Genomic DNA, 19,050 nt, shown 5'->3' with positions numbered 1-19,050 from the left:
TCCGGCAATGCCCATAGACTTGGAAACCGTTGAAACAAAAACGAATTTGGACACGCTGATGGAATTTGAAATCGCGGTATTGTACTGGATCAGGGAGAATTTGCAATTTTCAACGCTGGATGCCTTTGTCGTTGCCATGAACGACAAGCAAATTTACCTGTTGCCGGGCCTGGTCGCCGTGTTTTCCCTTATATATATTAAAAAAGGAAAAGGCCTATACTATATAGGGACCGCATTGGCGGCGGTCCTGGTGGCCGATTTCATCGTGCACCAGGTGTTGAAGCCCCTGTTCGCGCGACCGCGTCCCTGTCACGACCTGGAGTTTTTGGTTTCGCTCGTTACCTGCTCGCACTCCTACTCGCTGCCCTCGTCCCAGGCGGCCAACCTGTTCGCCTTCGCCACCGTCACCGCCTGTTTTTTTCGCCGCTCCGCCATCTTCGTGTTTTTATTTGCGCTGGGCGGCTGCATCAGCAAACTGTACCAGGGCGTGCATTATCCATCGGACGTTTTGCTGGGAATGGTTGTGGGAACGGGCATGGGTTTCTTCTTTTATAAACTGTCGCCGCAAGACTGGGACCTCTCCGCCGAGGTGCTGCCGCTCAACGGACCCAACTGGAACATCCAGCGCATTCTGCTGGTGCGCCTCAGTTCGCTGGGCGATGTCATCCACACCTTGCCGGCCTTGCGCACGCTGCGCCAGGCCTTTCCCAACGCCCGCATCACCTGGGTGGTGGAAGACAAATTCAAAGACGTGCTGCACGCCAACCCGGACCTCGACGAAATATTGGTGGTGCGTACCCGCGACTGGCGCAAACAGCCCAATCTGGCAACGCTAAAGGAAGTGAAAGCGTTTTACCGCGAACTGCGCGGACGCCATTTTGATCTCGCCATCGACATTCAGGGCCTCATCAAAACCGGCGTGCTGGCGGCGCTTTCCGGCGCCCCGCTGCGCGTGGGGTTTCACCGGCGTGACTGCCGCGAACAGTGGAACGCACTGTTCACCAACATCAAAGTGCCGGAAATCGGACGCGGCGCCCACGTCGTCGAAAAAAATCTGTCGATGATTCGCGCCCTCGGCGCCAGGAAAACATCGCACGAGTTCCCGGTGCGTATCCCGGAACAGGCCGAAAGCCGGGCGCAATCCTTTATCCAGAGCCATCCCGAGCTCGGGCAGCGTCCTATCGTCGTCCTCCATTCCGGCGTCGGCTACAAGACCAAGCAATGGGACCTCGACCGTTTCGCCCGGTTGGGCGACCGGATTTATTCGGAACTCGGTGCCAACGTGTTATTGACGTGGGGACCCGGCGAGCAGGACAAGGTCGGCCGCCTGTCGCAGCAGATGCAGCATCCGCACTGGGTGGCGCCGCCCAGCAGCCTGCACGAAAGCATGGCGCTGTTCAACAAGGCCTGCCTGTTCGTCGGCGGCGACACCGGCACCCTGCACTTGTGCGTGGCGCTGGGAATTCCGACAGTGTCCTTGTTTGGACCCACCGATCCGGTTTATAATGGTCCCTTCGGCACGACGCACCAGGTGATCGTCAAAAAGCTGCCTTGCAGCTTCTGCTACAAACGAACCTGCCCCACCCACAACGAATGCATGGACGGCATAACGGTTGACGAAGTGTTCGAAACGGTGCGCACCCGTCTGAACGGCAGCGCTCATCCGGAAGCATCCCGGAACCAGACCCAACTCAAAATCGATTGATCCCCGGTTCATCTATGGAATTTGATAAAGAGCTGCTTGAATTTCTGGCCTGCCCCAAATGCAAGGGTGATTTGAAACTGACCGACCCGTCGGACGGCCTGGTCTGCGATGCCTGCAAACTGAAATACCCCATCCGGGACGGCATCCCCATCATGCTGATGAACGAAGCCGAAGACCTGACCAGAACCGGCAACACCCCAAAATCAATTTAACAATCCGACACACAACGGAAGGAACAGCATGGCACATGCGGAAAATATGAAAACCGGCATCCAGGGACTGATGTTCGAGGAACCCCCGGTGTTTGAACTGGGCTCCCCCGGACGCAAAGCCTATTCCCTGCCTGGCAGCAGCATCCCCGAAGTGGAACTCGAAACCCTGCTGCCGCCGGACGAAATCCGCAGTCCCATCGATCACCTGCCGGAGTTGTCGGAACTCGACGTGGTGCGCCACTACACCCGTCTTTCGCAATGGAATTTCAGCATCGACAGCACGTTCTATCCGTTGGGATCGTGCACCATGAAATACAACCCGAAGATCAACGAAGACATGGCGCGCCTCGCCGGCTTTGCGCAGAATCACCCGTACGCGCCGGAATCCCTGTGCCAGGGCAGCCTGCGCCTCCTGCACGAATTGCAGGAATCCCTGCGCGAGATCAGCGGCATGGATGCCGTCAGCCTGCAACCGGCCGCCGGTGCGCACGGCGAAATGACCGGCATGCTCGCCATCCGTGCGTATCATCAAGCTAAAGGTAACAAGCGCAGCAAGGTGCTGATGCCCGACTCGGCGCACGGCACCAACCCCGCCAGCTGCACCCTGTGCGGGTACGATGTCGTCCACATCCCTTCCAACGCGGAAGGCCTGATCGATATCGACAAGCTGCGCCACCTGATGGACGAAGACACCGCCGCCATCATGCTCACCAACCCCAACACGCTGGGCATGTTTGAGAAAAACATTCTGGAGATCACCGAGATCGTCCACGGCAAAGGCGGCCTCGTCTATTGCGACGGCGCCAACCTGAATGCATTGATGGGCGTCTGCAAAGTGGGCGACATGGGCGTCGATGTGCTCCATTTCAATCTGCACAAAACCTTTTCCACGCCGCACGGCGGCGGTGGGCCGGGTGCGGGTCCGGTCGGCGTCAAAAAAATCCTGGAACCGTTTCTGCCGGTGCCGCAGGTCGAACACCGCAACGGACAGTACGTGCTCGACTACGACCGGCCGCAAAGCATCGGCAAGGTGCGCGCCTTTTACGGCAATTTCGGCATCCTGCTACGCGCTTATGTCTATATCCGCACGCTCGGACCGGACGGCCTGCGCGAAGCCTGCGAATCGGCGGTGCTCAACGCCAACTACATCAAGGCCCGCTTGCAGGACACCTACTTCCTGCCCTATCCCGGGCCCAGCCTGCACGAATGCGTGTTCAACGACCGCAACCAGCTCAAGCAGAACGTGAAGACGATGGACATCGCCAAGGCGCTCATCGACAAGGGCTTCCATCCGCCGACGGTGTACTTCCCGCTGATCGTCAAGGGCGCCATGATGGTCGAGCCGACGGAGACCGAATCGAAAGAAACGATCGACCACTTCATTCAGGCGATGAAGGAGATCGCCAAACAGGCGGAGTCCGACCCCGAAAGCTTCCACGCCGCGCCGTATCTGTCCAAGGTGTCGCGCCCGGACGAAGCCCGTGCCGCCCGTCATCCCAAACTGCGCTGGAAACCCGCGGCCTGAGAGAAGGGTAAAAAGAAACACACCGATTCTTCGTCGTTCCCGCTCCTCAGAATGACAGCGGGCGTGGCCCGCAGCAAACGAATCCAAAAACCATCGTTCTTCCACCGGGCACGACCTTGTTGCCTCCCGGCTCAGCCGGGTCATTCTGAGCGAAGCGAAGAATCTATGGTTTGGTTTTGCATTCCCCCCTCCCCAAATTCATCACTCCGGGAATTCTCCCAAAAATGGAGAGCGAGTTTTTAAGATCCCTTCTCCCCGGGTGAGAGAAGGCCAGGATGAGGGGGATGAATAAGCCCTTCCTTTTACAAAGGCTTCCTTAAAAACCCGCCATCTGCTATATAATGGGTGCGTGCATTCACGCCATCCTTGCGAGGCGCGCTCATGAACGACACCACGCATCTGTCGCAGATCGTCGAAGACAGCACCGCCGTCTTGACCCTCAACAACCCGCCGGTCAACGCACTGAGCTGCGCCGTGCTCAATGAACTGGCCCATCGCATCCAACAGATCGCCGCCGATCCCGACATCCGCACGGTGGTGATCCACAGCGCCCTGCCCAAATTTTTCTCCGCCGGGGCGAACATCCAGGAACTCGCCGCCCTCCGCAATTCAAGAGAAGGCCAGGTGTATGCCGAGCGCGGCCAGGCGGTCCTCCATCAGATCGAACATTTGCCGAAACCCGCCATCGCCGCCATCGAAGGCGTCTGCCTGGGCGGCGGGTTGGAGCTGGCACTGGCCTGCCCATTGCGCATCGCCACCACCGCCTCACGGCTGGGCCTGCCGGAAGTGAACCTGGGGCTGCTGCCCGGTTTCGGCGGCACCGTGCGCCTGGCGCGCCTATTGGGCACCACGCAGGCGATGAACATGATTTTGCTGGCGAAGGAAATCGACGGCGCGGAAGCGGCGAGACTGGGCATCGTCCACCAGGTGGTCAAACCCGGCACTGCGCTGGAAACGGCGTTGGAGCTGGCGCGGCAGATTCAATCGAAAAGTCCGGCATCGGTGGCCGCCATCCTCTGCACGCTGCTGCCCCGCGACGACACGCTGGAAAAGCACGCATTCGAAAAAGAAGCGCGCCTGTTCGGCGCCCGTTTCGATACCGAGGACGCGAAGGAAGGCATCCGTGCGTTTCTGGAAAAACGCGTGCCGCAATTTCAAGGCAGGTGATTTCTAAGGCACCAACGCCTGCACCACGAACAGCATCACCAAAGTAACCAGAGCCGCACCGATCAGGTTGAAAAAGAATCCCACCTTCGCCATCTGCGGAATGGTCACCCAGCCGCTGCCGAACACAATGGCGTTGGGCGGCGTCGCCACCGGCATCATGAACGCGAACGAGGCCGACAGCGTGACCGGAATCATGAGCAGCAAAGGCGGATACGGCATGCCCGCCGCCGCCCCGGCGATGACCGGCAAAATCATGGTCGCGGTGGCGGTGTTGGACGAAAACTCGGTGAGGAAGGTGATCCCCAGGCACAGCACCAGGATCAATGCCCACAGCGGCATCACGCTGCCGCCTGCGGCGATGTGCTCGCCGATCCACACATCCAGTCCGGTTTCGCGGAACCCCGCTGCCAGCGCAAAGCCGCCTCCGAACAACAGCAGGATGCCCCACGGCACGCCTTGCTGCACCGTGTTCCAGTCGAGAACAAAAAACTCGCGGCGTTGTTCGCGCATCATGCCGTTCGGGTATCCCACCGGCACGATCAACAGGATCAACCCCATCACCACCGCCACCGTGGCGTCGTGCAGGTACGACGCCCACGGGAATCCCTCGGACCAGCCGGGAATCCGGAGGTCGCCGATGGGAATGGGTTTGCGAAAGATCCACAGAAAGGCCGTCACCACAAACACGCCGCCGACAAATTTTTCAGCGCGGCTCATCGTGCCCAGCGCCGCCAGCTCGCGATCGATCACGCCTTTCGCGCCGTCGCCCACTTTCAAATCGAAGATCGAACAGCCCGCCGCGAAGCGGCACAACAGAAACCACACCAATGGCAGGAACACGAAGACCACCGGCAGGGCGTACCCCATCCAGTCGGTGAAGGTGATGTCGGGGTGATCGGGAAAACTGGTCTTGTAAAACCCGGCGAAAACGATGTTGGGCGGCGTGCCGATGAGGGTGCCGACACCGCCGATGCTGGCGGCGTAGGCCAGGCCCAGCATGAGTACGAGGCCAAAGCGTTTTTCAATCGTCGCCGTGTCGGCCTCGTCCCCATTGGTGCTGCGCGTCTGCGCGGCGATCTGCCGCACCACCGCCATGCCCACGGGCAGCATCATCATCGTCGTTGCCGTATTGGAAATCCACATCGAGAGAAACGCCGTCGCCACCATGAAGCCAAGCACAATTCTACTGGGACTGCCGCCGATGGCGCGGATGATGACCAGGGCGATGCGTTTGTGCAGGTTCCAGCGTTCCATCGCCAGCGCGATCATGAAACCACCGAGAAACAGGAACACGAGGTGGTTGGCGTAGTGCGGCGCAACGTCTTTGCTGGGCAGGATGCCGAGCAACGGGTACAGCACCAGCGGGATCAGTGCGGTGGCGGGAATGGGGATGGCTTCGCCGATCCAGAGGATGCCCATCAACAGGGCGACGGCCGCCATCTTCTGCGCGTCTGCCGTCAGCCCGGCGAGCGGCGGACTGGCCACGATGAGACCGAACAACGCCAGCCCCCCGGCGATCAACGCCAGCTTTTTTCGAATCAGGAATCTTTCCGTAAACATCGCCCGCCCAGTGTAGCAGGGCGCGCCCCGCTTCACCAACGAGATGTTTCGGAGGAAGGTCTTTTAAGAAAAGGCTTGGAGTCCCGGCTGCTCAGGCGTGCTGCTTCAGGATGCGGTCGATGCCGGTGGTGGACACAATGTGCGAGTCCATGCCGATCTCTTCCGGCGAAAAGCCCAGAGCCAGCGCCACCAGTTGCGGCAGGTGCAGGATCGGCATCACGTAACCGGCCTCTCGCAGGTTTTCGATTTCCGGTTGGTAGGAGTCGAGACTGAGATGACACAAGGGACAGCCGGTGACCACGCAGTCGGCGCCCTGCTCGGCGGCGTCGATGAGCGCGTTGCCCGCCATGGCGTGCGAGGCTTCCTTGTTCATCATGACGATGGGGAAACCGCAGCACTTGATGCGGTTGTCGTAATACACGGGCGTCGCTCCCAATAATTCGAACAGTTCTTCCAGTTCGGTGGGATTGTCCGGGTCGTCGTACTCGGAGAGTCCCGACGGACGCAGCACGTAACAGCCGTAAAACGCCGCCGCCTTGAGTCCCGTCAGCGGGCGCTTGATGTTTTCGCGCAGACGCTGTTTGCCTTCCTCGGTGGCGAGGATGTTGGAGAAGTGCTTGATCTGGATCTTGTCGCCCTGGTACTGGTGGCCACCTTCTTTCAGGATGTAGTTGATGCGATCCTTGTACTCGCCGCCGTCGTTGAGGTTGCACTCGGTTTTTTTCAGGTTGCCCTGACAGGTGGAGCAAATGGTGATCAGGTCCAGCCCCCGTTCCTCGGCGATGGCCAAGCTGCGCGCATTGAGGGCGTCGGTGAGCGTCGGATTTTTCTCGGACAGCACCCCCGCGCCGCAGCAGGCGGCGCTTTTCATCTCCACGAAATCGATGCCCAGCGCCTGGGCGGATTTGGTCGTGGCCAACATCAACTCGCGGGTCGCGCCTTTCGACACGCACCCGGTAAACAATGCAAACTTCATTCTCCCAACTCCTCGAAGATTCGCTTCACGTCTTTCTGGTCATCGATGGATCGATGAATGATGGGCGGCATCTTGCCCTTGAGTATCATGCGCAGGCCGATGGGCAGAAGGTCCATGAGGCCTTTGACGTTGAAATAGCCGACCGACTCGACCGGCAGGGTGTTTTCGTTCAGCCGCCCGCTGTGTTTGATCGATTTGGTGAACGACAGCGCATGACGCGCGCCGTTGTTGTTGGTCACGCCTTCCTCCAGCGCCACGGTCATCAGTTCCTTGATGCGGTAGAAGGGCTGCGCCGGTTTCGGACACCGCTCCACACATTCCGCGCAGTGGGTGCAGTCCCACATGCCGCCGGGCTTGCTGAGTTCCTTGACGCGGTCTTTGCGCGTCTGGTCCCGCGAGTCGCCCACAAAGCGCTGCGCCTTGGCCAGTGCCGCCGGTCCGAGGAAGTTGTCGTCCACTTCCAGCACGTTGCAGTCGGAGTAACAGTTGCCACACATGATGCAGGTGCTGGAGTCGTCGATCAGCTTGAACTGCTCCGGACTCATCCGGTGTTCCTTTTCCGGCGGCTTGCCCTTGTTTTCCATGTACGGCTTGACCGCGTCGATCTTGTCCCAAAACGGCTTGAAATCCACCACCATGTCCTTGATGGGTTTCATGTTGCCGAGCGGTTCGACGGTAACGACGCCGTCTCTCATCAGGTGCCCGGCCTGGCGCTGGCAGGCCAGCACGGCGCGGCCGTTGGCCTTCATGCCGCACGAACCGCAAATGGCGCTGCGGCAGGACATGCGGAACGTCAGCGTGCCGTCCATCGTCCATTTGATATGGTTCATGCAATCCAGCAGGGTCGCCCCTTCCGGAAAATCGTATTCGAAATCCTCGTAATACGGTTCGGGCTGTTTTTCCGGATTGAATCGCTTGATGCGAAAAGTAGCCATCAGTACGTTCTTTCCTTGGGTTGAAAACGGGTGACGACGACCGGCTTGGGTTTCAGATCCAGCCCGCCGTCTTTTGAATAGACCAGTGTGTGGTGCAGGTAGTTTTCATCATCGCGTTTGGAAAAATCGGTGCGGTAATGGCCGCCCCGGCTTTCCTTGCGGTGGAGTGCGGCGGTGGCGATGATTTCCGCCATCACCAACATGTTACCCAGCTCGATGATTTCATACAACTCGGAATTGAACACCTTGCCCTTGTCCGTGACCTTGCCTTTTTTGAACCGCACCTGCAAGGCCTGCATGGCGGCCACACATTCCGTGAGTTTCTGTTCATCGCGGAACACGCCGCAAAGCCGCATCATGGTCTGCTTCATTTCGTTACGGATATCATTGTAACTTTCCGTGCCCTCGCGTTGGAAGATTTCCTCGACGGATTTCAGCACGCGGGCCTTTTCCTGCCCTTCGTTGATGCCGTCAAATGCCGCGCCACGGCCATATTCGAGGGCGGCGCGTCCCGCACGTTCTCCAAAGACGGTGGCATCCAAAAGGGAATTGGTGCCCAGCCGGTTGGCCCCGTGTACCGAGACACAGGCGCATTCGCCCGCCGCAAAAAATCCTGCCACCGGGGTGTTGTCGGCATCGCGCACCACCTGGCCGTGAATGTTGGTCGGGATGCCGCCCATCGAGTAATGCGCCGAAGGCTGGATAGGCAGCGGATCCTTCACACAATCGACGCCGATGAAATCGATGCCCAACTGCCGGATCTGCGGCAGCCGTTCCATAATCCTTTTTTCGCCGAGGTGACGCAGGTCGAGATGGATGTAATCCTCGCCGTTCACGCCACGGCCTTCATCGATCTCGCTCTGCTCGGCCCGGGCCACGATGTCGCGCGGCGCCAGTTCCATGCGCGACGGCGCATATTTTTCCATGAAACGCTCGCCCGCACCGTTGAGCAGGTACCCGCCCTCGCCGCGTGCGGCTTCCGAAAACAAAATCCCCTGCCGCCACAATCCCGATGGATGAAACTGCACGAACTCCGGATCCTCCAGAGGCACTCCGGCGCGCAATGCGGCGATGGCCCCGTCGGCGGTGCTGGCGAACGCGTTGGTGGTGATCTGGAACACGCGACCGTAGCCGCCGGTGGCCATGATCACCGCCTTGGCCTGGATCACCTCCACCTCGCCGGTGCGGATATCGCTGACCACCACACCCTGGCAACGGTTGTCGTGGATGATCAACTCGTGCAGGTACCACTCGGAATATATCTTGATCGACTTGCTGTTTTTCAGCACCTGTTCGTGGAGCGCATGCAGGATGGCGTGTCCCGTGCGGTCTGCGGAAAAGCACGCGCGCGGCTTGGAATGCCCGCCGAAACTGCGCTGGGCGATGCGCCCGTCTTCCATGCGGCTGAACACGCAGCCGAAATGCTCCAGTTCGTAGATCACTTTGGAGGCGGACCTGCAATATTCCTCAACCGCGTCCTGATCGTTCAGATAGTCACCGCCCTTGACGGTGTCGAACATGTGCTCTTCCCAGGAATCGTCCTCGGAGTTCGCCAGTGCGGCGGCAATGCCCCCCTGCGCAGCGCCGCTGTGCGAGCGCGAAGGATAGACCTTGCTGAGGATACCGACATCCAGTTCCTTGCACACTTCCAGGGCGGCGCGCATCCCGGCCAGTCCCGCCCCCACTATCAATACGTCGTGCTTAATCAATCGCCACCTGCTTGTCTGTATAATGAGTTAAATTATTGATTTCTCAAGAATCCATCACGTAACCCGGCCCCGAAGCGGGGCCGATGGGGGGTGCCCCCGGCGAAGCAATTCCATGGGCGAGATGTGTCGCAACCTGTCAGGGAAGCCGTTAAAATAGAAGGGGTATTGAACCACCAACGTTCATGGCTTGTCAAGAAAAATGAGGTTAAGGTTTGCAAAGCCCGGTAGCTGGTATATACTAGCGCAACTTTTATAAAATCAATACCTCGTACCAAAGTCCGCCGTCGGCGGAACATCCTGAAATCGATCCCGTGAAGGCCGCCACCCGGCCCCCTCCACTGGTGACCCGGAACCCAGAAAACCATTATGGAAAAAGTCGAATTTGAAAGCCTTCCCCTGCCGGATCAGGTCCTGCAAGGAATCCGCGATACCGGATTCACGCATTGCACCCCGATTCAGGCCAAAACCCTGCCGCATGCCCTGGAAGGGAAAGACGTTGCGGGACAGGCGCAAACGGGCACCGGGAAAACCGCAGCCTTCCTGATCGCGATGTTCACCAAACTGCTGCGCAACCCGATCGAGGAACCGAAGCCCGGCGCCTGGGTGGCCCCGCGCGCGCTGGCCATCGCCCCCACGCGCGAACTCGCCATCCAGATCGAACGCGACGCCAACGCTCTCGGCAAACACACCGGCCTCAAGATCGTCTGCATCTACGGCGGCGTCGATTACGACAAGCAGCGCGAGCAGATCCGAAAAGGCGTCGATGTGCTCATCGTCACGCCGGGCCGGCTCATCGATTTCTACAAACAGAAATTCTTCAGCCTCAAGTCGATTGAGGTGCTGGTCATCGACGAAGCCGACCGCATGTTCGACATGGGATTCATCAAGGACCTGCGCTACATCCTGCGCAACATCTCGCCTTACAACAAGCGCCAGTCCATGCTGTTTTCGGCGACCCTGAACCACCGCGTCATGGAGTTGTGCTACGAACACATGAACGATCCCATTCCCATCCGCATCGAACCGGAAAAACTGGTGGTGGACAAGGTGGACCAGAAAATGTTCCACGTCGGCTCGCACGAAAAATTCAGCCTGCTGCTCGGCCTGCTGAAAGAAGAACAGGGCGACAAAGTCCTGATCTTCACCAACACCAAGGCCGAAGCCGAGAACCTGGAATCGCGCCTGCAATACAACGATTACAACGCCGCGCAGATTTCCGGCGACCTGCCGCAGAAAAAACGCATCAAGACGCTGGAGCGGTTCACCGAAGGCGAACTCGACATCCTGATTGCGACCGACGTCGCCTCGCGCGGCCTGCACATCGACGACATCACCCACGTCATCAATTACGACCTGCCGCAGGACCCGGAGGATTACATCCACCGTATCGGCCGCACGGCGCGGGCGGGCAAACGCGGCGACGCCATCAGCCTCGCCTGCGAGGAATACGTGGACAACCTCGTGCGCATCGAAGAAACGCTGACCGTGCGGATTCCCGTCGAGTGGCCGGAAGAATCCATGTTCGAGGAGGAAAAACCGGGTCACCCGCCCCGGCGCAAGCCAAGGAGCTTCGCACAACGCCGCCAGTCCGGCGACCAGAACCGCGGTGGCCGTCCGCCACGCCGCACCGGCAGCGGTGGCAGTGGGGGTCGAGGCAGCAGTGGCAGTGGTGGAGGCGGTGGCCGTCCGCCACGCGGACGCAAACCCAATCAACGCCGCCGCAGCGGTCCTCCGCGTTCCGGCACCAGCTCCTCCGCGAATTGAACGATTGCACCCATCCTAAAAATCACTTCTCCGAATCACACGATTCGGAGAATTCACACCCATTGATGGCTCACTTCCCGGAAGAAAACATTTTCGAGATCAGAAAAATGAAAAGCCCCGGCACGCAACCGATGTCGAGAAACAGGGGCGCGAGGTACAGCTTGTGAAGGATGGGAACGGGGAGCGTGAGGAAGCCAATCATGCCGAAGAGGCCGCCCAGGAAGGGGACGCCGGAACCGACCTTTTCTTTACGGATCACGCCTTTATAAAACACCGCCGCATTGACCACCGCGAACAGCAGGAACAATCCGATCAGTAACCCGCCGCCAATCCACGGTTTCCATTCATCCATAGACAGAACTCCTGCTTTTTAGTTCCTTCTCCCCTGGTGGGAGAAGGTTAGGATGAGGGGGATCAATAGCCTTTCCTTATTTCATTATTTCTTTGCAAACAAAAGGAACCCATCGTTCACCCTCACCCCAGCCCTCTCCCATCCAGGGAGAGGGCGTAAAGGTTCACTTCCCCTTCAACAGTTTTTCGAATGCGGCTTCGTCGAGCAGGGTGACGCCGAGTTTTTTCGCCTTGTCGAGTTTGCTGCCGGGGTCGGCCCCGGCCACCACGTAATCGGTTTTGGCCGACACGCTGGAGGTTACCCGCCCGCCCGCCTTGTGGATCAGCGCCTTCGCCTCTTCGCGCGTGAACTTATCCAGCGTCCCCGTCAACACGAACTGCTTGCCCGTCAACGCCCCGTCGCCCGTCTCCTGCCGTTCTTCCTGCATGACCACACCCCTCTCCTGCAAGTGCGCGATCTCTTTTTTGTTTTTGTCCTCGTCGAAAAACTGGCGCAGGCTTTCGGCAATCTTCGGGCCGATCTCGTCGATCGACTCCAAATCTTCAAAGCCCGCCTTCTCCAGTGCGTCCATGGTGTGAAACGTATTGGCCAGCACCTGCGCCACGCGCTGGCCGACGAAGCGGATGCCCAACGCATGGATGAGCCGGCTCAACCCCGCCTGTTTGCTTTTGGCGATGGCGTCGATCAGGTTCTGCGCGGATTTTTCGGCGAAGCGCTCCAGGTTTTTAACTTCGCCCTGTTCGAGCGTGTAAAGATCGGAAACCGTTTTGACGCGGCCGGAGTTGACCAGTTGTTCGACCACGGCGGTGCCCAGGTGATCGATGTCCATGGCGTCGCGGGAGGCGAAGTGCAAGAGGTGTTCCTTCAACTGCGCCGGGCACGAGGCGTTGATGCAGCGCCACGCGGCCTCACCTTCCTGCCGCACGATCGGCGTGTCGCATTCGGGGCAGGTTTTGGGCATGGTGTACGGCTCGCCGCGTTGGCGATCCGGCGGCGTCACCACCCGCACCACTTTCGGGATGATTTCTCCGGCTTTGATGATGACCACATCGTCGCCGACGCGCACATCGAGTTTCTTGATCTCGTCCTCGTTGTGCAAGGTGGCGCGTTTGACCGTGGTGCCCGCCACCAATACCGGCTCCAGTTCCGCCACCGGCGTGATGGCCCCGGTCCGCCCCACCTGCACATGGATGGCGTTCACCTTCGTCTGCGCTTCCTCGGCTTCGTATTTATAAGCCACCGCCCAGCGTGGATGTTTGGCGGTGTAACCGAGTTTGTTCTGCGACCGGAGCGCATTGACTTTAATGACCAGCCCATCCACGTCGTAATCCAACGTCCGGCGTTTCTCCTGCCAGCGCTCGATGAGGTTCAGCACCGCGTCGAAATTTTTGCAGAGCTCGGTGTGCGGGTTGGTGCGGAAGCCCAGCTTTTTGAGCGTTTCCAGCGTCTCGTGATGCCTCTCGAAAGCCGGGCCCTCGATGTGGCCCGTGCTGTACACCCAGATGCGCAGCGGCCGCTCGGCAGTGATTGTTGGATCGAGCAGGCGCAGCGATCCGGCGGCGGCGTTCCTCGGATTGGCGAACGGAGCCTCGCCGCGTTTCTCCCGTGCGGCGTTGAGTTTCTGAAAGCCGCTGTGATCCATGTACACTTCGCCGCGCACTTCGAGGTACTTGTGTTTCAGTGTGGCGGAGTCCAGCGACAACGGCACCGAGCGCATGGTTTTGAGATTCGCCGTGACGTCTTCGCCCACCTTGCCGTCGCCGCGCGTCGCGCCCTGCACGAAGCGGCCGTTCTCGTAGGCGAGGGTCACACCGAGCCCGTCGATCTTGAGCTCGACCACGTACTCCACCTCATCCGTGCCGAGGGTTTTGCAGACGCGGTTGTGGAAGTCCCGCACCTCGTCCACGTTGTACGTGTTGTCGAGGCTCATCATCGGCACGGTGTGCTCGATGGGATCGAACTTCTCCGACGCCTTGCCGCCAACGCGCTGCGTGGGCGAGTCCGGCGTCACGAGTTCCGGATGCTTCGCTTCCAGTTCTTCCAGCTTCTCATAAAGCCGGTCGTAATCGCGGTCGCTGATCTCCGGCTGATCCAGCACGTAGTACAGGTGGTCGTGATGATGGATATCGCGCCGGAGCTGTTCGATTTCTTTTTCGGCTTTGGAAGGCATCGGACGCAAACTCGATTGGAAGAGGTTCGGGGATCAGGGCAATTCCAGATTCAAGGTAACATAATACCCGGACTGTCCACGTTGAACGAGCAGCAATATGGAGGAATGCTTGCGCGCTTCGATGAGCGCCGCGTTGAAATCGGCCGGGGTGTTGACCACCCCCTGATTGACCTGGCGGATGATGTCGCCGGGGCGGATGCCGATCTGCCCGCTTTCGCTGTCACGGCGCACGCTGACGATGACCACGCCCTCAGTCGTCGCCAGCCGGTACCGGCGGCGCAGGTCGGCGGTGATGCCCCGCACCTCGATGCCCAACCCTTCCTTCGCGAACTGCACGGCGGCGGAGTCGGGGATCTTCACCACGTTCAGTTTCAGTGTGTGGTCCCGTCCGGCGCGGCGGTAGGTGATCTCCAGAGTGTCGCCGACGGTGTACGAGGTCAGCCGCCGTTTGAAATCGGGTTTGCCCGGCAGTTCATGGCCGTCGATGGCGAGGATCACGTCACCGGGTTGAAGGCCGCCGCGACTGGCGGGACTTTCCTCGAACACCCGCGTGACCAGCGCGCCACGCGTGTGCTCCATCTGGAACTGCCGCGCCAGTGCGGGATTGAGATCCTGCACGGTCACGCCGATCCAGCCGCGGAACACCTTGCCGAACTCAATGAGGTCTTGCACGATGCGGCGCGCGGCGTCGATGGGAATGGCGAAGCCGATGCCCTGCGCTTCCTGGTAAATGGCGGTGTTGACGCCGATCAACTCGCCGTTGATGTTGAGCAGCGGTCCGCCGCTGTTGCCGGGGTTGATCGACGCATCGACCTGGATGAAGTCGTTGAACATCTGTTTTTTGCCGGCGTGGATGCTGCGGTCGAGGGCGCTGATGATGCCGGAGGTCACGGTGTGCTTGAGGCCGAAGGGGTTGCCGATGGCGATGACCGTCTCGCCGATCATCAGGTCGTGCGACCGGCCCATCTCGACATGCGGCAGGGGTTCGTCGGAATCGATCTTGATCACCGCCAGATCGGACTTGAGGTCGGCGCCGATCAGCCTCGCGTCAAACTCACGGTTGTCGATGAGCGTGACCTGAATGCGCACCGCCTTGGCGATGACGTGTTCGTTGGTGAGGATCGTGCCGTCGGGATGGATGAGTACGCCGGAGCCCAGGCTGCGGCGCTGCGAGGACTGCGGCGCGAACTGGCGGAAGAAAGGATCGAGCAGGCCGTTGCCGAAAAAATCGCGGAACGGATTTTTTAAAGGACGCGGCGCTTCTTCGGTGAAGATGTTGACCACCGCCGGACCGACCCGCTCCACCGCCTCGACCACCGGCGTGCGGCGCGGAAAGGGTTCCGCGTTGGCAGGAACCGGGGCCGTAATGATCCCGGCCATCCCAACGATCGCCCACAACAGGCAGACGGCACGAACCAATCCGTTCATAAGATAAAATGTCCGGGGGAGATAACAGGAAGCGGTGGGAGCCGATGCCCCCACCGCCTCATGCGATTATCGTGGAGTTGCCATCGCGATGGCTCAGTTGAGCTTGACCGCGATGTAGATCGTGGTGCCACCGCGCTTGACCAGCATCAACGCCGTGTCGCCGGACTTCAGTCCGCGCAGCGACGCCTGGTAATCCTGCACGTTGTTCACCGGCTTGCGGTTGACTTCGGTGATGATGTCACCGCGCCGCAGACCCGCTTCGCCACCCGATTCTCCGGGCGTGACGTCGGAAACCAGAACGCCGTTGGTGGACTCGAGCTCCATGCTCTTCATCAGATCAGGCGTGATGTCCTGCGTCTGAATGCCGAGCGGGTCCAGCGCCGCCATCTTCGTTTCTTCTTCTTTCAGCACGGCGATGGTGACGGAAATGTCCTTCGCCTTGCCGTCGCGGATCACTTTCACGTTGACCGCTTCACCCGGAGGCGTGACCGCAACGATCTTCGGCAGGCTTTCCATCGTCTTGACTTCCTCCTTGCCGAACTCCACGATCACGTCGCCGCGCTTGATGCCCGCCTGGTCCGCCGGACCGCCGGGAATGACGTCACCGACCAGCGCGCCTTCACTCGATTTCAGGTTGAAGGATTCCATCAATTCCGGCGTGATCTTCTGGATCATCACACCCAGCCAACCGCGGGTGACGGTCCCCTTTTCCTTGAGGTCGGGCAGAATGGCTTTCACCATGTTGATGGGGATGGCGAAGCCGATGCCGACGTTGCCGCCGGTGCTGCCGGAGATAATGGCGGTGTTCATGCCGATCACCTGTCCCTTGATGTTCAACAACGGACCGCCGCTGTTGCCGGGATTGATCGAGGCATCGGTCTGGATGAACTCGTCATACGGACCGGAACCGATGGCGCGGTCCTTGGCGCTGACCACGCCCACGGTGACGGTGTGGCTGAGGCCGAACGGATTGCCGATCGCCATCACCCATTCACCGACTTCGAGCTTGTCGGAGTCGCCAAAATCCAGATGTGGAAATTTTTTCTTTCCCTTGCCCTCAACCACCAGCTTGATGACGGCGATGTCGGTTTTGGGATCGCTGCCCACCAGCGTGGCTTCGTATTCTTTTTCGGAAGCGCCGCCTTCATCGATGTTCACCAGAATCTCGTCGGCGCCCTGCACCACGTGGAAGTTGGTCAGGATCAACCCCTCCGGGCTGATGATGAATCCGGACCCCATGCCACGGCGCGGTCGCGGCTCCTGCTGGCCGAAGAACCGGTCGTAAAAATCCTGAAAGGGTTCGCCCTGATCGCCACGGAAGCGGCGTTCCGGAGGCCGGGCGCTGACCTGCGCTTTGCCGCGGATGCTGATGTTCACCACGGCCGGGTTTTTTTCCTTGGCGATTTCAACAAAAATGTTACTGCCCAAAGGCATGCTCTGGCTGCTGAGGGCGTGGGCGGGAGCAACCAGACCCGTTTCCGCGATGGGACCGGATACGGTCATCGGGAACGTCCACAGAGCTACCATGAAACTGATGGCGGAAATTTTTTTCAACTGATTAAGCATTGGGAATCCTCGTAAAAAACCATGTGAGCAATGATCCGGGAGCCGGGTCGTCCTGGGCGCATCGCGTCTGAAATCATTGCCAGATGAAATGAAAAGAACCTGCGGTAAAAACCTTGTTCTTTCTGCTATTGGGAGACGTGTCAACCGCGGGATTCAACCCATGATGAAAGCGGGAATCCAGAGAACCTGTTTCAAGATCGGTCATGGAACATCAGCTATAATCTAAATTATATAATGCCCATTTCTTCATTTACAACTCAAAATCCGAGGGTTTTATCCTATTGATTCAATTACATATTGACTCTATCCGGCGGATCAAAGATAATCAAAAACCAGTAGGAGCGGGGCATCCGGGGGGTGTCCTGCCAGGCCCGCAGCATTTAAAGCCATCCGTTATTAAAACCGGGTTGACCCCAGCGTGGATTCCAGAACGCGGGCGGTGAGCCCTCCTTGCCCCAACCATGACGACCAGGGAACGCCCCACTCTGGACACACCATGAGCCTGTTCCTCACCGCCATCGGACTGATGATGATCTTTGAAGGCATTCCTTATTTCTGCTTTCCGGATCAGGTCAAGGCCCTGGCCCAGAAAATCCCGATGATCGACAACGGGGTGCTGCGGGGGCTGGGTTTTGTCATCATCATTCTCGGACTGGTCGCCGTCTATTTTGGGAGGTTAACGTATTCCAATGACTGAACCTATGAAACGCACCTTTGCACTCGTTTTTGCTGTCGCTCTGGCCGGTCTGGCCGGATGCGGAGGCACGCCCGAAAAAGCCACCGGCCCGGCAGCGGAGCATATGCCGCCGCCTTCGGTCGCCATGCAGTTCCCCAATGTGCCGATCCCGAAAGGCATCGAACTCGATCGCGGCAAGACCTTCATCTATGAATCGGGAAGCGGCGACATCAAGGTGGGGCGGCTGGTGTTTTCCGTCTGGAACAAAGCCGAAGACGTGGTCGATTACTTCCGCACGGAGATGGTGCAGAACGGGTGGACGCCTTTGCAGATCGTCGAGCACGACACGCGCACCATGCTGTATGAGCGCAAGGGCCAGGTCTGCACCGTCAGCGTGACGCCGTCTTCCCTCGGCAAAACGCACATCGAAATCCAAATCGGCCCCAAATAATCATCCCGTTGCAACGGGTTCAGCTATACTGAGGATGCGGTCCCACAGCCCGTTTTATTCTCAGGAGCGCTTTCTTCTCCATGAAGCGCCTCCAGGCAACCGGTTCATGTCTCGTCAGGATTCCAACAGCCGACAACTGATCCTCAACTTTCCCGCCCGGCCGGAATACACTTTCGATAATTTCATCGTTTCCAAAGGCACCGAATTCGCGTGGGACACGGCGCGGCAGTTCGCCTCGCCTGAGCCGGCGCCCTACCAGACCCTGTTCCTCGCCGGCAATACCGGGCTGGGCAAAACACACCTCCTCATGGCCACCGGCAACCTGGCTTCCGAAACCGGCTCGGCCCTGTACGTCCACTGTGAGGACTTCCTCCATACCGTGGCGGCAGGGGAAGAGTCCGCCGCGTCCGCCCTCGCGCCGCTGGAAAACGTTGACATTTTTTTGATGGACGACATGGACCGCATCGCCGGTCACCCCGCCGCGCAGGAAATCCTGTACCTGATTTACAACACGCTGCGTGAAAAAGATAAAAAGATCATGTTCGCCGGACGCACCCCGCCGCACCTGCTGCCCGCTACGGAGAGCTATCTGCGGTCGCGCTTCCAATGGGGCATGACGGCGGAATTGAAACCCATCGACGACGCCACCACGGCGCGCCTGATTCCGAAACTGGCGCAGGATGTGGGCCTCGAAATCCCCGACAAGATCACGCAGTTTCTGCTCACCCGGCTGCCCCGGGATTTTCCATCGATCAAGGACGCCATCGCCCGCATCAATCAGGAATCTTTCGCCCGCAAGCAGAAGGTCACCCTGCCCCTGGTCAAGGCGGCGCTTGGCCTTCCGGATTCCTGAC

The 19,050-nt window shown here is 59.5% G+C and carries 16 protein-coding genes; 8 read left to right on the top strand and 8 right to left on the bottom strand.

From position 1 onward, the window contains the following. Positions 1 to 100: 100 nt before the first annotated feature. The 4 genes from waaC (at position 101) to QML71_RS05320 (ending at position 4,609) form a co-directional block, all read left to right on the top strand. Complete coding sequence (gene waaC, locus QML71_RS05335; RefSeq protein ID WP_282010875.1) at positions 101 to 1,705, top strand: lipopolysaccharide heptosyltransferase I; 1,605 nt, start codon at positions 101 to 103, stop codon at positions 1,703 to 1,705. Between the two features lie 14 nt (positions 1,706 to 1,719). Next, on the top strand, positions 1,720 to 1,917 hold the full coding sequence (locus QML71_RS05330; protein ID WP_282010874.1) for a Trm112 family protein: 198 nt from the start codon (positions 1,720 to 1,722) through the stop codon (positions 1,915 to 1,917). Positions 1,918 to 1,945: 28 nt separating this feature from the next. Continuing rightward, complete coding sequence (gcvPB, locus tag QML71_RS05325; protein WP_282010873.1) at positions 1,946 to 3,442, top strand: aminomethyl-transferring glycine dehydrogenase subunit GcvPB; 1,497 nt, start codon at positions 1,946 to 1,948, stop codon at positions 3,440 to 3,442. A gap of 381 nt (positions 3,443 to 3,823) precedes the next feature. Beyond that, positions 3,824 to 4,609, top strand: coding sequence for an enoyl-CoA hydratase-related protein (locus QML71_RS05320; RefSeq protein WP_282010872.1), 786 nt, complete (start codon positions 3,824 to 3,826; stop codon positions 4,607 to 4,609). Positions 4,610 to 4,612: 3 nt separating this feature from the next. Here the strand turns inward: QML71_RS05320 and QML71_RS05315 are convergent, their stop codons facing one another. The 4 genes from QML71_RS05315 to QML71_RS05300 form a co-directional block, all read right to left on the bottom strand. Further along, positions 4,613 to 6,169, bottom strand: a complete 1,557-nt coding sequence (locus QML71_RS05315) for an SLC13 family permease (RefSeq protein ID WP_282010871.1) — start codon at positions 6,167 to 6,169, stop codon at positions 4,613 to 4,615. Positions 6,170 to 6,260: 91 nt separating this feature from the next. After that, positions 6,261 to 7,145 (bottom strand): CoB--CoM heterodisulfide reductase iron-sulfur subunit B family protein, encoded by an 885-nt coding sequence (locus QML71_RS05310; protein WP_282010870.1) that lies wholly within the window; start codon positions 7,143 to 7,145, stop codon positions 6,261 to 6,263. Next, positions 7,142 to 8,080 (bottom strand): succinate dehydrogenase/fumarate reductase iron-sulfur subunit, encoded by a 939-nt coding sequence (locus QML71_RS05305; protein ID WP_282010869.1) that lies wholly within the window; start codon positions 8,078 to 8,080, stop codon positions 7,142 to 7,144. The genes QML71_RS05310 and QML71_RS05305 overlap by 4 nt, the downstream gene beginning before the upstream one ends. Then, positions 8,080 to 9,789, bottom strand: a complete 1,710-nt coding sequence (locus QML71_RS05300) for an FAD-binding protein (RefSeq protein WP_282010868.1) — start codon at positions 9,787 to 9,789, stop codon at positions 8,080 to 8,082. The genes QML71_RS05305 and QML71_RS05300 overlap by 1 nt, the downstream gene beginning before the upstream one ends. 366 nt (positions 9,790 to 10,155) lie before the next feature. Between QML71_RS05300 and QML71_RS05295 the strand changes: the two genes are divergently transcribed. After that, positions 10,156 to 11,553: a DEAD/DEAH box helicase gene (locus QML71_RS05295; protein ID WP_345742316.1), complete on the top strand. Its 1,398-nt coding sequence runs from the start codon at positions 10,156 to 10,158 to the stop codon at positions 11,551 to 11,553. Positions 11,554 to 11,623: 70 nt separating this feature from the next. On the opposite strand, the gene QML71_RS05290 is transcribed toward QML71_RS05295, so the two are convergent. The 4 genes from QML71_RS05290 to QML71_RS05275 all read right to left on the bottom strand — a co-directional run bounded on the left by QML71_RS05290 (position 11,624) and on the right by QML71_RS05275 (position 17,069). Beyond that, the gene (locus tag QML71_RS05290) at positions 11,624 to 11,905 is read right to left on the bottom strand and encodes a hypothetical protein (RefSeq protein ID WP_282010867.1); all 282 of its coding nucleotides are present in this window, start codon (positions 11,903 to 11,905) and stop codon (positions 11,624 to 11,626) included. A 163-nt stretch (positions 11,906 to 12,068) separates the two neighbouring features. After that, positions 12,069 to 14,075, bottom strand: coding sequence for an NAD-dependent DNA ligase LigA (gene ligA / locus QML71_RS05285; protein ID WP_282010866.1), 2,007 nt, complete (start codon positions 14,073 to 14,075; stop codon positions 12,069 to 12,071). Between the two features lie 33 nt (positions 14,076 to 14,108). Continuing rightward, on the bottom strand, positions 14,109 to 15,503 hold the full coding sequence (locus QML71_RS05280; protein WP_282010865.1) for a Do family serine endopeptidase: 1,395 nt from the start codon (positions 15,501 to 15,503) through the stop codon (positions 14,109 to 14,111). Positions 15,504 to 15,596: 93 nt separating this feature from the next. After that, positions 15,597 to 17,069: a DegQ family serine endoprotease gene (locus QML71_RS05275; protein ID WP_282010864.1), complete on the bottom strand. Its 1,473-nt coding sequence runs from the start codon at positions 17,067 to 17,069 to the stop codon at positions 15,597 to 15,599. 496 nt (positions 17,070 to 17,565) lie between these two features. Between QML71_RS05275 and QML71_RS05270 the strand changes: the two genes are divergently transcribed. The 3 genes from QML71_RS05270 (at position 17,566) to QML71_RS05260 (ending at position 19,049) form a co-directional block, all read left to right on the top strand. Beyond that, positions 17,566 to 17,766, top strand: a complete 201-nt coding sequence (locus QML71_RS05270) for a DUF2065 domain-containing protein (protein ID WP_282010863.1) — start codon at positions 17,566 to 17,568, stop codon at positions 17,764 to 17,766. Positions 17,767 to 17,770: 4 nt separating this feature from the next. Beyond that, positions 17,771 to 18,196 carry a hypothetical protein gene (locus tag QML71_RS05265; protein ID WP_282010862.1) on the top strand — a complete coding sequence of 142 codons (426 nt, stop codon included), beginning with the start codon at positions 17,771 to 17,773 and terminating at the stop codon, positions 18,194 to 18,196. Positions 18,197 to 18,302: 106 nt separating this feature from the next. Beyond that, on the top strand, positions 18,303 to 19,049 hold the full coding sequence (locus tag QML71_RS05260) for a DnaA/Hda family protein (RefSeq protein ID WP_282010861.1): 747 nt from the start codon (positions 18,303 to 18,305) through the stop codon (positions 19,047 to 19,049). Position 19,050 lies beyond the last annotated feature (1 nt).

Origin of the sequence: Nitrospina watsonii (assembly GCF_946900835.1) — a bacterium.
Taxonomy (GTDB): Bacteria; Nitrospinota; Nitrospinia; order Nitrospinales; family Nitrospinaceae; genus Nitrospina; species Nitrospina watsonii.
Note: the sequence above shows the minus strand (reverse complement) of the source record. Positions and strands in the feature narration are given on the sequence as shown.

Excerpts from the sequence above, each read along its gene's own strand:
- QML71_RS05330 (WP_282010874.1), top strand. The coding sequence starts at position 1,720 with ATGGAATTTGATAAAGAGCTGCTTGAATTTCTGGCCTGCCCCAAATGC.
- gcvPB (WP_282010873.1), top strand. The coding sequence starts at position 1,946 with ATGGCACATGCGGAAAATATGAAAACCGGCATCCAGGGACTGATGTTC.
- QML71_RS05320 (WP_282010872.1), top strand. The coding sequence starts at position 3,824 with ATGAACGACACCACGCATCTGTCGCAGATCGTCGAAGACAGCACCGCC.
- QML71_RS05315 (WP_282010871.1), bottom strand. The coding sequence starts at position 6,169 with ATGTTTACGGAAAGATTCCTGATTCGAAAAAAGCTGGCGTTGATCGCC.
- QML71_RS05310 (WP_282010870.1), bottom strand. The coding sequence starts at position 7,145 with ATGAAGTTTGCATTGTTTACCGGGTGCGTGTCGAAAGGCGCGACCCGC.
- QML71_RS05305 (WP_282010869.1), bottom strand. The coding sequence starts at position 8,080 with ATGGCTACTTTTCGCATCAAGCGATTCAATCCGGAAAAACAGCCCGAA.
- QML71_RS05295 (WP_345742316.1), top strand. The coding sequence starts at position 10,156 with ATGGAAAAAGTCGAATTTGAAAGCCTTCCCCTGCCGGATCAGGTCCTG.
- QML71_RS05290 (WP_282010867.1), bottom strand. The coding sequence starts at position 11,905 with ATGGATGAATGGAAACCGTGGATTGGCGGCGGGTTACTGATCGGATTG.
- ligA (WP_282010866.1), bottom strand. The coding sequence starts at position 14,075 with ATGCCTTCCAAAGCCGAAAAAGAAATCGAACAGCTCCGGCGCGATATC.
- QML71_RS05280 (WP_282010865.1), bottom strand. The coding sequence starts at position 15,503 with ATGAACGGATTGGTTCGTGCCGTCTGCCTGTTGTGGGCGATCGTTGGG.
- QML71_RS05275 (WP_282010864.1), bottom strand. The coding sequence starts at position 17,069 with ATGCTTAATCAGTTGAAAAAAATTTCCGCCATCAGTTTCATGGTAGCT.
- QML71_RS05270 (WP_282010863.1), top strand. The coding sequence starts at position 17,566 with ATGAGCCTGTTCCTCACCGCCATCGGACTGATGATGATCTTTGAAGGC.
- QML71_RS05265 (WP_282010862.1), top strand. The coding sequence starts at position 17,771 with ATGAAACGCACCTTTGCACTCGTTTTTGCTGTCGCTCTGGCCGGTCTG.
- QML71_RS05260 (WP_282010861.1), top strand. The coding sequence starts at position 18,303 with ATGTCTCGTCAGGATTCCAACAGCCGACAACTGATCCTCAACTTTCCC.